Below are 13,005 nucleotides of genomic sequence, written 5' to 3'. Positions count from 1 at the left end.
AGGTAGCACGATCGCCGTCATGACGATCACAGCGGAGCACGACCACGCATACGGATACGCAGACCTGCCACGGCTCATGGCACTGATGACCGGCGACGAGAAGCACGGGACCGCGGCGACGTCCACGCTCGACGTGCTGTGGGTGCTCTACGACAGGGTGCTGCGGGTCGGGCCGGAACGCAGTGACGACCCGGAGAGGGACCGGTTCCTGCTGTCCAAGGGGCACGGGCCGGTGGCCTACTACGCGGTGCTGGCAGCCAGGGGCTTCCTGCCCGTCGACTGGCTGCCCGGCTTCGGATCGTACGACTCACCGCTCGGCCACCATCCGGACCGGGTGCTGGTGCCGGGAGCCGAAATCGGCAGCGGGTCGCTGGGACACGGACTGCCACTCGCAGTCGGCACCGCGCTCGGGCTACGCGCACAGGGGCTGGACGAACCGGCGGTCTGGGTGCTGATCGGGGACGCCGAGCTGGACGAAGGCAGCAACCACGAGGCCATCGCCTTCGCCGGCCCCGCCAGGCTCGAACGGTTGCACACGGTCGTCGTCGACAACTCCTCGGCCAGCCACGCCCGGCCCGGCGGCATTGCCGCCCGCTTCGAGGCGGCGGGCTGGTCCGTCGTGACGGCCGACGGCCGTGACCACGAGGCCCTGTACGCGGCCTTCACCGCGCCCCACCCGGGCCGCCCGCACGTCGTCGTGGCGCAGGTGGAGCCGAAGTCCGGCTGAGGCCCTCCCGTGCGGCCCCTCGCTTCCGTTCGATCCCACGTCTGAAGGGACTTCCCATGGACACCATGCGTGACCGCTTCGCTCCTGTCGCATCCCAGTTGCTCGACGAGGATCCGCGGGTCGCCGTCGTCCTCGCCGAGATCGGCTCCGCCGACTTCACCGAGACGCAGCGCAGGCACCCCGACCGGGTGATCAACGTCGGCATCCGCGAGCAGCTCCTCGTCGGAGCGGGCGCGGGTCTGGCGCTGACCGGGCTCCGGCCCATCATGCACACGTTTGCCAGCTTCCTCGTCGAGCGACCCTTCGAACAGGTGAAGCTGGACCTCGGCCACCAGGGCGTGGGCGCTGTGCTGGTCAGCGCCGCCGCCTCCTTCGACTGGCCTGCGGGCGGCTACACGCACATGGCCCCGGGAGACGTGGCGCTGCTCGACACTCTCGACGACTGGACCGTGCACGTGCCGGGACATCCCGACGAGGCCGAGACGCTGCTGCGGCACGCGGTCGCCTCGGGCGACGACAAGGTGTACGTACGGCTGTCGGTCCAGTCGAACGCCGACGGCCTCCCGGTCGACGGCGCGCGGTTCCGCACCGTGCGCGAGGGCAGCTCCGGCGTCGTGATCGCCGTCGGGCCGATGCTCGACCCGGTGCTCACCGCCACACAGGGGCTGGACGTCACCGTCCTGTACGCGACGACCGTACGGCCCTTCGACGCGGCAGCGCTGCGCTGGGCCACAGAGGGTGCGGGCACGGACGTCGTGCTCGTCGAGCCGTATCTGGCCGGCACGTCGACCGCCGCGGCAAGCGGCGCGCTCGCCGACGTCCCGCACCGGGTGCTCGGTCTCGGTGTGGGCCGCCGCGAGCTGCGCCGCTACGGAAGCATCGCCGAGCACGTGGCCGCACACGGGCTCGACCCGCACACGCTCCGGGACCGGATCGGAGCCTTCGTCACAGGCGGACGAGCCGCAGTACGGACGTGAACCCGGAAGCGCCCCGACGGCCGCCACCGGTATCGCTCAGGCGGCCTCATGGCGGCTTCGGACCGAAGGTGGCGGAGGCGGAACCCGCTCCCCCCTCCTACGGTGGTGGTAGGGGTGCAGGGGCCTTGATCAGAGCGTCACATGGAGGAGGCCAGGATGGAGGAGCAGTACGTCTGGATCACGACGCGCCGCATCAGGCCGGGCCTTCTGGAGGAGTTCCAGCGGGCCTGGCGTCCCGGAACTCATCCCGACGGCATTCGCCGCGCCTTCGCCTACTGGTCCGATGACGGCGAGGAGGTCGTCGGTGTGTCCTTCTGGGACTCCAAGGAGTCCTGTGATGCCTGGCGCGCCTCGGACGATGAGGCGGGCCGACGCGAAGCGATGACCCCGTACGTCGTCGAGGAGCGGGAGTCCTTCTACCGAGGCCGTGAGCTCGCCGTCCCGGAGGGCTAGCTCGCCATCCCGGAGGGCTAGAAGGAGGTCGCCCCACGGAGGAGCCGAGGAAGCCGGGCGAGGAGTGTCAAGGAGTGATCTTTGTGAAGCTGTATTTCCTCGACACCCTGTACGCCCGGCCAGGGCCGTTCGCATCCGTATACGTCGACACCTCTCGCGACACCGACAGCAAGGACAAGGACCCGGACAAGGCCATCGAGCTGCGTCGGCGTCACGCCCGCGCGCACCTGGTCGAGCTCGGCGCCGACCCAGCCACCGCCGACGCCGTCGCCGACGCCATCGGCAGCACCGGCACCGGCCTGCCCAGCCGTCACGGCCAGGCCCTCTTCGCCACCCAAGGGGAACTGCTCCTCACCGAGGAGCTGCCCGAGCCTCCCCCGGTGGACAAGATCAACTACGCCTTGCTTCCCGACGCCATGCCCCTGACTCTGCAGCATGCCCCGGACATCCCCTACGCCGCCGCCGTCCTCACCCGCGGCACACCCGAAGACATCGATCCTGCCCCTGGGGACGTGCAGATAGCGCTGCAGACGGGGCGCTGGCCGAGCAGCTCGGTCGCCCCCCGCCGCGTCACCTGCCTGCGCATGCCGATCCACCAGTGGCCCCTGGAGGCCGAGCGACTCGCCGGTGAGCTGACCCATCTCATGGACCTCGGCCACGCCGACACTCTCGTGCTGTGCGGTGACAGCTGGGCCCGCGGCGTACTGGCCGGCCGACTGCCCGCCCCGGTACGCCGCCGCGTTACCACCGTCCCCGGCAACGGCCGCGGCACCGAGACCGGCCGGGCTCTGCTGGAGCCCCAGCTCGCCGCCCTCTTCCGCGGCCGCGTCTCCGCCCACGACCGCGACCGGCTGGACAGCTTCGCCGCCCAGCGCGCTCGCCGCACCCACGCCGGCTGCGAAGGTCTGCCCGCCACGGTCGCGGCCCTTCAACGCGGCCAGGCCGATGCCCTCGTGGTCAACCACCCCACCGATGACTGGCCCGAGATCTGGCTGGGCACCGCTCCCGACGAGATCGCCCTGTCCTCCGCCGGCCTGCACACCTTCGGAGCCACCGGCCACGAGAAGCAGCCCGCCGACGCCGCCCTGCTGTCTGCCGCCGTCTGCAGCGGGGCCGAGCTGATCGTCGTGTCCAGGGAAGAGACACCTCTGGAGGACGGGATCGGCGTACTCGTGCGCTGCTGACCGCACGAGGAGCACAGCGTGCCGTGCTCTGGGCCCCACGTGTTCACGCAACCGCTGTTCAGCCCACCCGGTACGGCTGGGACCGCTCGGTGTTCAGGGTGTTCGCCCGCCCCCTCCTGCGTGTCGGGTGCGAGTCCGGGGGACGGCCCGGCTCAGGCCGTCAGGTGCGCCAGCACCGAGCGCATCGCGTGGTGCACGGCCTCGCGCGATGCGTCGGTGGCGTCGAGGGTCTCGAAGCCGTGGTGACCGTGCGGCACGTCGACCACCTCGACGTCGGCCCCGCAGTCCTTGGCCGCGGCCAGGAACTCCTCGACGGTGGCGGCGATCTCGGGCATCTCGAGCCCTGCCCGGGTGAGCACGATGGGCACGGCGCCGGCGCCCGCCACGGCGCGGGCCGGGTGGAACCTGCTTGTGGCCAGCCCCCAGTTCGGCAGTGGCGCGAGGATGGGGTAATTGGCCGCGAGGCAGCGCAGCCATGCCGGGGGCGCCCCCAGCCAGTCCGCCGTGATCAGACCGCCGCCGGAGAAGAACCAGAGCGCGATCCGGTCCGCGTCCACCCGCGGATCGGCCCGGACCAGCTCCACCCCGGCGGCCACGTCGGCTGCGGCACGCTCGTAGTCGGTCACATCGTGCAGGCGGTGGTCGAGGGTCACGCCCACCACCCCCTGCCCTGCCGCGTACCGGGCGTACCCAGTAAAAGTCGGCCAGTCCCGCGGGGTCGGCCGGGCCTGGGCGGGCACCGGGCCGCCGTGCACGAACACCACCGCCGGCCGCGGCCCTGCGGCCTCGGGCAGATACAGATCGACGTTCCCGGTCCGCTCACGCGGGAGTTCGGGCACATCCAGCGGGAACGGCCGCAGATGTGCGGGCGGCTCGGCGGCGCCGGCCGGCTTCAGCCGGTGCCCCTCGCCGGCCGCCGCCAGCAGCAGGACCTCCGCCAGCTCGGTGGGGCAGGACAGCATCGGCCAGTGCCCGGTGGGGAGTTCGAAGAAGGTCACCCCGGGATCGGTCAGGGCCTGCAGGGCGGGGTCGCCGAAGCTCACCCGCAACTGGACCATCTCGATGCCCGCGCCGTTGCCGGTGCACAGCACCCCTGTGCTGGGCACCGCGGCCGCCGCGCCGGTCAGCCGCAGCGGCTGGACCAGGGTGCCCAGCGGCTGCGGCGAGGCCAGGGCGGTAAGCCGGTCCAGCGCCGCCTCGGGAACGCCCGCGATGCTGCCCCAGCGCTGCCACTCCTGCCTGGCCGGGGGCGGCAGCTCCCCGTCGGCCCTCACCGCGGCGCGCGCGGCCAACTGCTCGCGCAGCGACTGGTCGGGCACCGCGGCCAGCGCCGGGACGCCGTCCCGCGGCATCCCCGCGTCCAGGTAGACGATCCGTGCGATGCGCTCCGCCCTCCGGTCGGCGGCGCCCAACACCGGGTGAATGCCGTAGTCGTGGCCGACCAGCACGATCTCCCGGCCGGACGCCTCGCCGACCGAGTCGATCACCGCGAGTACGTCCGCGATATGCGTCTCCAGGTCGACGCCGGCACCCTCGGCGGGGCGGGGGCCGCCGATTCCGGTGAGGGCGACCGCGTGTACCTCGGCGCCCGCCGCGGCCAGTCGCGCGCCCGTCTCCTGCCACACGTGTGCGCCGGTGAACACACCCGACACCAGGATGAATACGGTCATCGTCCTCTCCTTCAGTACGCCGTCGTCCGCGCACCAGGGCAGATCCGCCCGGCCGCGCTCGCCGGTACGGTAGGAACTCCCCCTGAGGGAGGTTCAAGTGTTCACGTCGCCCGACGGCCTGTGCAGCATCGGCGAACTCGCCGAGCACGCAGGTGTCACCGTCAAGACCGTCCGCTTCTACTCCGACCGCGGCCTGCTGCCGGAGGCCTCCCGCAGCGCCGGGGGGCATCGCCGGTACGGCCCCGCCGCACTCGACCGGCTGCGCCTGATCCGCTCCCTGCGCACCCTCGGCCTCCCCGTCCCCGAAGTGCGTCGCATCCTCGACGAGGAGGACCAGAACGGCGAGGCCGGCAGCGCACTGGAGGACGCCGTCGCCGGGCAGCTTCGCGAATTCGGCTCCCAACTCGCCGCCCTGCGCTGGCGGGAGGCGGCGCTGCGGCTGGTCCAGGAGTGCCCGCCCGGGGAGCGCGCCGGCCGACTGCGCCTGATCGGCGCGGTGAACGCACCGCCGAGCACGGCCCCGCTGGCCCGGTTCTGGCGCGCCTGGCTGCCGCCCCGGATGCCGGCCCGGTCCGTCGCCGCGTTCCTGGAAGTGGCCGTACCGCAACCGCCCGACGACCCAGGGCCGGCGCAGGTGCTCGCCTTCGCCCGGCTGCACGCCTTCACGACCCGCCCGTGCACGGGCCGGGAACAGCCCCAGCCGGAGGTGCACAAGGCGGCAGGGGCCCGTGGGTCGGTTGTGCTGTACGCGGGCCTGGCCGAGGCGTACGAGCTGGCGGGAGCGCAGCTGCGCCAGGACCGGAACCCGTACCCGGGCGAGGCGCTGGACAGCTTCGTGGCCGCGTACACGAGCGCGTACGGCACCCGGGACACCATCGGTTTCCGCCGCCTGCTGGCCGGGCAGCTCGCGGCCGACCCACGCATCGACCGGTACTGGGAGCTGGTGGCCGAGGTGATCACGCCGCCGGGCGGCCGACGGGAGCCGACCCCCGGGACCGCGCACGACTGGCTGCTCGCGGCACTGGACACGCAGATGGCCGCGGCGGCCTGAGCCCGCCACGGCCATCTGGGCCGGTGGGCCCGGCCGTTGCCGGTCGGAACCGCCCGTTCCGGTGCTGCCGTCCGCCTACGATGCCCTGATGCAGCCACACTTCACCGGCACCTGCCTGATCACCGACGACGTCCCGGCCCTCGCCGCCTTCTACGCCGCGGTCCTCGACGCGGAAGTCCAGGGCGAGGACCCCTTCGCCCAGGTGACGGTCCCCGGTGCGGTCCTGTCGTTCTTCTCCGTCCAGGGCATGGAGTCGATGGTGCCCGGGTCTACGGCCGCAGCCTCGAACGGCAGCTTCACCCTGGAGTTCCAGGTCACTGACGTCGACGCACGCCACGAACTCTTGCTGGCCCAGGGCGCTGAGATCCTCAAGCCGCCGACGACCCAGCCGTGGGGGCGTCGATCGGTGTGGCTGCGCGACCCGGACGGCAACATCGTGAACCTCTATCAGGAGGCATGACGGCTTCCGGGCCGCGACGCGGACGCGGTCGGGGTCAGGGGGGTGACCTCAGGTGTTCGGAGACTCCAGCCTCAGCGTACGAAGCTCCGGATCGCCCTGCCCCTCGATCCCCCTGACCAGCAGGGTCAGCCCGGACCATCCGGCCGGAACCCAGAGCGCGTCCGGGTCTCCGCCCGAGAAGGCCGGCCGGTCGCCGACCCAGATTCGGCCCACACACTCTCCGTCGGTCCATCCGGTCACCCGGATCTGCGACCCGTCCAGGCGTACCAGCAAGCCGCCGTCGGACGGCGGCAGGTCGACGTCGAGCCAGGCCTCCTCACCCGGTTTCAGAGTCAGCGGCAGCCGGATGTCCTGCGCGGGGCCGGGCTCGGCGGCGAAACGGGTCAGCAGGTCGTCGTCCTGCGTGGCGCACGACCAGTCCGTCACCTGCTCAAGGCTGAGCAGCTCTGCGCGAAGGCCGCCGCCGCTGGGGTGGTGCGGCATCGTGATCGAGATCTGCCGGGTACCAGCGGGCAGCAGGATCCAGGGATTCTCGGCGTGGACGGTGCTCGGCTCGCCCTCGTCCACGGTCACGCGTACCGGCTCGACCACACCCTTCAGGTGCAGCGCCGACACGGTTGTCGACTGGATGCGGCGCGTGTAGGTGACGGGGATGCCGACACGGGTGCTGCTCCAGCCGCCGAGCTCCCGTGTGGGTGCCGGTACGCCTGCCCAGTGGCCGCTCACCGTCCACAGGGCCGACAGGTCCGCCACGTCCCGGACCGTCCACAGCGTGCCGAGTCCGCGGAGCGCGCCGAGGCGGAGTGCGGGCAGGCGCACGTCGTCGAAGTTCGCGTGCCCCCATATCTCCACGACGGCCTCGATCCCCGCGCTGCCCGTGACATCGTGCACGTCTATCCGTTGTGCCGCGCCGAATCCGGCGATCGTCGGCTGTACGTGACCCGCGATCGACAGGTCGACGATGTCCGCGGCGCCGACGAGGAGCAGTTCGTCGATGCCCGTCAGATCGGCCGTGGTCCGGTAGGTCCCGCGCCCCCGGTACACGCCGAGCGACTCGAGCGTAGGCGGCAGTTCGTGGGTGGCCGCCGACTTCTCGGGAGCGGCGACCGACCGCTGCCGAACCGCCGGTACGGCGGCCGGCGGCGTCGTGCCCTCCTTCTGCGGCGCATCGGTCAGATGCACTGTGCCGTCGCGGTCCATCTCTTGGAGGCGTGCGGCGTCCGACGGCGCCAGCACGACAATCGTCAGTCCCTCGACGATCGTCCGCTCGGGTGCGCCGATCGCGGGCGCCGGGATCTCGACCTGACTCCCATCCACGACAACGGTGACCGGCACGTCGGAGGAGAACGCCAGCGCGCCGTCCGTCGCCGCCACCAGATCCGCTGAGGCCAGGGTCAGCGTCGCGTCCGAACCGTGGACACCCCAGGATCGCAACGGTACGTCCACCAGCATCAGCGGACATGAGTCGGGCGCGACGGCGACCGATACCCCGTTCACGACCGCCCGGCCCGGTGCCGTGCCGAGATTCGGTACGGCAATCAACTGCCCGCCGTCATGAAGGTCCAGAGCCGACGGTGACGCGCTGGTCGGAAAGTCGGCCGTCACCTCCACGCGAGGCGTGGTCGACGTGGCGAGAGCCAGCCGCGATCCCAGCGCGTCGATCAGGCGCGCGAACACCTGCGCCTGGGTGTACTCCGGCCGTTCGGCACCGGTTGACGAGACGTATCCGCCGAAGTCGTAGCCGTGGCTCATGAAGTTGCCGGGGTTGCCCCAGTTGCCGCTGGACGGCGTGTACCCGAAGTTCCACCCGGACGACTGCAGATACGGCGCGATCAACGAGGCACCGCTCGCCAGCAGCCGCCGCAGTGTGCGATGGCGCCGATTCGTCTCGGTGATCAGTAGCGGCACGCCGCGGTCCGCCAGCATCTCGGCGTAGCGCCGTACCTCGGCCTCGATGTGCGGGGAGTCGTCGTCCGGGTAGAAGTTGCACGCCGGTACGACGCCGGGGACGTCTCCGGTGGCGCCCTCGATATCACCTTGTCCGGCGCAGGCGATCAGCGGCACGGTGATGCCGTGGCGGACTGCCTGGTCGCGCAAGGCCGTCAGATATCCCGCGCGGTCCTCGCAGTCGAAGAAGTCCAGCTCGTTCTCCAACTGCACCATGATGACGGGGCCGCCCGCCGGGTACTGGCGATCGGCCAGAACGGGCAGCACCTGGTCGAACCACGCGGTGACCTGGGCGAGAAACCGCGGCTCGTGCTGACGGATCCTCAAGGAGGGGTCGAGACCCAACCAGGCCGGCAGGGCACCGCCGTCCCACTCGGAACAGATGTACGGGCCTGGCCGCGCGATGACGTACAGCCCGACCTCCTGCGCGAGGTCCAGGAAGGCGGCGACGTCCCGCCGGCCCTCGAAGGACCAGCGGCCAGGCGCCAACTCGTGGAAGTTCCACGGCAGATAAACGTCCACGCAGGTGTATCCCGAAGCTCGTACCTGCTCGAGCCTCGGACGCCACTGCTCCCGCGGAAGGCGGAAGTAGAACAAGGACGCGCAGAGCACGGTGCGCGGGCGGCCGTCGATCCGGACTCCTCGGGCGTCGAGCTCGATGCCGCTGCTGATGATTGCCGAATGACTCACTTGACCCCCGCGCTGCCGCCGCTGATGTCCATTTCGTACAGGTACCGCTGGCCGAGGTAGTAGACGACGATCATCGGCAGTGTGAGAAGGATGGAACCGACCATCACCAGGTTCCACGGCGGCGGCTGGCCTGCCACGCCCGTGGTGGTGATGTACTGCACGCCCAGCGCCAGCGGCATCTTCGACTCGTCGTTCAGGTAGATCAACGGACCCATGAAGTCACCCCAGTTGTACGTCAGGGTGAAGATGCCGATCGCGATCAACACGGGCCACAGCATCGGGAGCATGATGCGCCGGTAGATGCCGAAGAATCCGAGCCCGTCCACCATGGCCGCCTCGTCGAGCTGATTCGGCAGACGGGAGACGAACTGGCGTACCAGGAAGACGTTGAAGGCGTTCGAGAAGAAGTTGGGCACGATCAGCGGCAGATAGGTGTTCACCCAGCCCAGGTCCTTGAACAGGATGAACTGCGGAATCATCGTGATCTGCGTCGGAATCATCATCGTCGCGATGACGACAAGGAACAGCGCGTTCTTGCCGGGGGCCCTCAGGCGCGCGAACGCGTAGCCGACCAGGCCGCTCGACACCATCTGGCCGATGACCGAACCGACCGAGATGAGCAGGGAGTTGACCAGGAACCGGCCCATCGGCAGATCACTGCCGAAGACCCGGGTGAAGTTCTCCCAGCGGAACTCGTGCGGCAAGATCGTGAACCCGTTGGTGGCCACCGTGTGGTCGCTCGACAGTGCGATGGACACGGCGAACACCAGCGGCGTCGACAGCAGCGCCGACACGACGATCAGGGTCGCGTAGGTGAAGGGTGTCGCCCGGAACACCCGCAGGACGCGGGGCGCACCGCTCGCGCGCTCTTCGTCCCTCCGCTTTTCGCCTTCGTGCTGCGGCGCGGCGGCGGATACCACGGTCGCCATCACTTCACCTCGGTCTCGTAGAACACCCAGCGGCGGGTGGTGCGGAAGGCCAGCAGGGTGAACACCAGGATCACGGCGAACAACAGCCAGGAGATCGCCGACGCGTAGCCCATGTGGTAGTAGGAGAACGCCTGGTCGAACAGGTACGGCACCATCGTCTGGCTCGCGTTGTACGTACCGGGCTGGGACGCCTTGGGCGTGAGGATGTACACCTGTGAGAAGACCTGGAACGCCGCGATCAGCCCCATCACCAGGTTGAAGAAGATGACCGGGGTCAGCTGGGGCACCGTGATGCTCCAGAACTGCCGCACCGGGCCGGCGCCGTCGATTTCGGCCGCCTCGTACAGCTCTTGCGGAATGCCCCTCATCGCGGCGAGCAGCAGGACGGTCGCGCTGCCGGCGCTCCACACCGACAGCAGGATCAGTGCGTACTTCACCCAGCCCGGGTCCAGCAGCCACTGCGGCCCGGAAATACCGATCTTGCCGAGCACGTCGTTGAGCGGACCCGACGGGGCCAGTACCACCCTGAAGGCCATCGAGGCGGCGACCAGGGGCACCAGCGTCGGCAGGTAGATCAGGGTGCGGAACAGCTTGCGGCCACGAACCTGCTTGTTGAGCAGGTTCGCCAGCCACAGTCCGATCAGCAGTCCGAGCGGGACGGAGATCGCCGCGTAGTGGAAGGTGTTCCCGAGGGCCTTCCAGAACACCGGATCCTCGGTCAGCAGCTTGGTGTAGTTCTGCAGACCGACCCACTTGGGCGCGGTGAAGGAGTCCCAGTCCGTCATCGAGAGGTAGATCGACGAGATCATCGGTCCCAGCAGGAACACGAGGAACCCGATCACCCACGGCGAGACGAACAGGTAGAACCAGAGCGCCTCACGGCGCCGCAGCTTCGACATGGCCATCGCCGACTATCCCGCGGACTTGATGATGGACTCGAGGTTCTTCTGGACCGCGCTGAGCGCGTTCTTGGCGCTCTTCTCCTTGCCGAGCCAGAAGTCGGCCAGTCCGGTGTCGAACGCCGCCTGCATCTCGTTCCACTCGGGAATGAACGGCGCCTTGAAGAGGAAGGAGCTCGACTCGCCGAACACGCCCATGTTCACCGGCGTCTTCATCCACGCCGGCTTGAGGAACGCCTCGCTCTGCTGCACCTCGAGGTTGGCCGGCACGTCCTCGCCGGTGGCGATGATCTGCTGCTGGGCCGTCGGCGAGGTGAGGAAGTCGATCGCCTTCATCGCGTTCTTGGGGTTCTTGGCGGTACGGGAGATGGCGAGGCCGCTGCCGAAGGAGGACACGGCCTGCTTCTTGCCGCGCCACATCGGTGCGATGTCCCACTCGAACTTGGTGTCCGTGAGGCCGGCAATGGCCCAGAACCCGGTGGTGTTGACCGCGACCTTGCCGGCCGCGAAGGCCTGGTCACCGCCGACGTCCGTGCCCATGTCGGCGTACTGGGCCTTCGTCGGCACCACGCCGTGCTTGAAGAGCAGGTCGCCCGCCCACTGCAACGCCTCGACGACCTCGTCGCTGTCCACGGTCGGCTTGCCGCTCGCGTCGATGATGGTGCCGCCGTTCTGGTACGCGAAGCTCCACCACTGGGGCCACCAGCCCGCGCCCCCGTAGCCCCACGTCTTGCCCTTGGTCGTCAGCTCCTTGAACGCGTCGAGGGTGTCGTCCCACGTCCAGTCGGCCGTCGGCGCCTTGATGCCCTTCGACTCGAACAGGGTCTTGTTGTAGTAGACGATCATCGCGCCGGAACGGTCCGGTATCGCGTAGACCTTGTCCTGGTACGAGTAGAGCGACCCGATCGCCCCGAACCGCTTGCTCAGGTCCAGCCCCGCGCTCTTGGCGAGGTCGTCCAGCGGCTGGAGCTGGTTCTTGCTCGAGTAGACGTTGACGTTCTCCGCGACCTGCATGATGTCCGGGCCCTTGCCGCCCGCGATCATCGTCTGCACCTTCTGCGGGTACGAGTCCGAGGGGATCAGCTGGAGCTTGACCTTCAGGTCGGGGTACTTCTTCACCAGCAGGTCGATGCGCTTCTGGTACGTCTGCCGGTCGGTCTCGCCACCCCACACCGTCATCACGAGCGGTTCGTCGCTCGAACCGCTGCTGGAGCCGCACGCCGTGAGCGTGATGACGCCCGCCGCGACTCCTAGCCCGAGAAAGCTCCGACGCGAAACTCCTGCTGCGCCAAACGTCATGGCAGTGGCCTTCCTTGAGGTGCGCGAAAACGTTTCTGCGAGTCGCCCGGCGATGATCAGAGCGGCTTCGAGTGGCGGTTAAACTAACCCTCGTTTTAAGTCAGAGACAAGACCCTGTTTCCTACGGGTTTCAGACCACATCCCGGCGGATGCCGCCGCAGAGGCGTTCGGGCCGGTGTTTTCACGGCCAAGGAGACAGTCCACGCTGCTCGACCGGGCCCTGACTTCGGCCGAACACCGGTGCAGTTGGCACTCCGTGTCGTCCTACGGCAGGTGCAACCCGATCCACGACCCGGCCCGGCTGATCGCCTGCGATCCCGTCCTTGTCCGGTTCTTCGCCCACCATGAGCCGCTCCGCCAGGCGATGGACCGCCTCTACCGCCTGTCGATGGGCGAGGACGACAGGTCCGAGGCCCGCATTCCTGCCGCGATGCCTGACCGCCGCAATCAGCGGCGCCGTCATTCACCCGCTCGCCGCGGGCGTCGACGACGACGCCCTCCGAGCCGACTCCTGCATCTCGCACGACGGTTCCTCGACCTGCCCGGCTGAGTGCCGCGCCCCCCTTGGGCCATGGGAGCCGGCGGCACCAGCGCGGTCAACACCGCATGCGAGAACGTTCGTCGGCGCCGCATACGTCTCGTGAGGGCCGACGTCCGCGCGGGTCCAGGCTCCGGCCGGTCCCTCTCCGTACGTGGCTCGCCCGCCGTCGCCCGCCCCC

The 13,005-nt window shown here is 69.8% G+C and carries 11 protein-coding genes; 6 read left to right on the top strand and 5 right to left on the bottom strand.

Features of this window, described 5'->3' with window-relative positions; translation table 11 throughout:
* Positions 1 to 19 precede the first annotated feature (19 nt).
* From ACWD4J_RS42445 to ACWD4J_RS42430, 4 genes are all read left to right on the top strand, one after another.
* Complete coding sequence (locus ACWD4J_RS42445; protein WP_451400905.1) at positions 20 to 727, top strand: transketolase; 708 nt, start codon at positions 20 to 22, stop codon at positions 725 to 727.
* 56 nt (positions 728 to 783) lie between these two features.
* On the top strand, positions 784 to 1,704 hold the full coding sequence (locus tag ACWD4J_RS42440) for a transketolase family protein (protein WP_451400904.1): 921 nt from the start codon (positions 784 to 786) through the stop codon (positions 1,702 to 1,704).
* A 156-nt stretch (positions 1,705 to 1,860) separates the two neighbouring features.
* Positions 1,861 to 2,157, top strand: a complete 297-nt coding sequence (locus ACWD4J_RS42435) for an antibiotic biosynthesis monooxygenase (RefSeq protein ID WP_451400903.1) — start codon at positions 1,861 to 1,863, stop codon at positions 2,155 to 2,157.
* An 83-nt stretch (positions 2,158 to 2,240) separates the two neighbouring features.
* Positions 2,241 to 3,341, top strand: a complete 1,101-nt coding sequence (locus tag ACWD4J_RS42430) for a baeRF2 domain-containing protein (protein ID WP_451400902.1) — start codon at positions 2,241 to 2,243, stop codon at positions 3,339 to 3,341.
* Between the two features lie 152 nt (positions 3,342 to 3,493).
* On the opposite strand, the gene ACWD4J_RS42425 is transcribed toward ACWD4J_RS42430, so the two are convergent.
* Positions 3,494 to 5,011: an alpha/beta hydrolase gene (locus tag ACWD4J_RS42425; RefSeq protein WP_451400901.1), complete on the bottom strand. Its 1,518-nt coding sequence runs from the start codon at positions 5,009 to 5,011 to the stop codon at positions 3,494 to 3,496.
* A 97-nt stretch (positions 5,012 to 5,108) separates the two neighbouring features.
* Between ACWD4J_RS42425 and ACWD4J_RS42420 the strand changes: the two genes are divergently transcribed.
* Complete coding sequence (locus ACWD4J_RS42420; RefSeq protein ID WP_451400900.1) at positions 5,109 to 6,062, top strand: MerR family transcriptional regulator; 954 nt, start codon at positions 5,109 to 5,111, stop codon at positions 6,060 to 6,062.
* 88 nt (positions 6,063 to 6,150) lie between these two features.
* On the top strand, positions 6,151 to 6,522 hold the full coding sequence (locus tag ACWD4J_RS42415) for a VOC family protein (RefSeq protein WP_451400899.1): 372 nt from the start codon (positions 6,151 to 6,153) through the stop codon (positions 6,520 to 6,522).
* 48 nt (positions 6,523 to 6,570) lie between these two features.
* Here ACWD4J_RS42415 and ACWD4J_RS42410 read toward each other — a convergent pair whose 3' ends face one another.
* The 4 genes from ACWD4J_RS42410 to ACWD4J_RS42395 are packed head-to-tail and all read right to left on the bottom strand — an operon-like array spanning position 6,571 to position 12,286.
* The gene (locus tag ACWD4J_RS42410) at positions 6,571 to 9,159 is read right to left on the bottom strand and encodes a beta-galactosidase (RefSeq protein WP_451400898.1); all 2,589 of its coding nucleotides are present in this window, start codon (positions 9,157 to 9,159) and stop codon (positions 6,571 to 6,573) included.
* A complete protein-coding gene (locus ACWD4J_RS42405) occupies positions 9,156 to 10,088 on the bottom strand; it encodes a carbohydrate ABC transporter permease (RefSeq protein WP_451400897.1) in 933 nt (310 codons plus the stop codon). Before ACWD4J_RS42405 ends, ACWD4J_RS42410 begins: the two co-directional genes overlap by 4 nt.
* A complete protein-coding gene (locus ACWD4J_RS42400) occupies positions 10,088 to 10,993 on the bottom strand; it encodes a carbohydrate ABC transporter permease (RefSeq protein ID WP_351307209.1) in 906 nt (301 codons plus the stop codon). The genes ACWD4J_RS42405 and ACWD4J_RS42400 overlap by 1 nt, the downstream gene beginning before the upstream one ends.
* 6 nt (positions 10,994 to 10,999) lie before the next feature.
* Positions 11,000 to 12,286 (bottom strand): ABC transporter substrate-binding protein, encoded by a 1,287-nt coding sequence (locus ACWD4J_RS42395; RefSeq protein WP_451400896.1) that lies wholly within the window; start codon positions 12,284 to 12,286, stop codon positions 11,000 to 11,002.
* Positions 12,287 to 13,005: the final 719 nt, after the last annotated feature.

The sequence above is a fragment of the Streptomyces sp. NPDC002577 genome, assembly GCF_053594815.1.
This window is presented reverse-complemented; position numbering and strand designations above follow the sequence as displayed.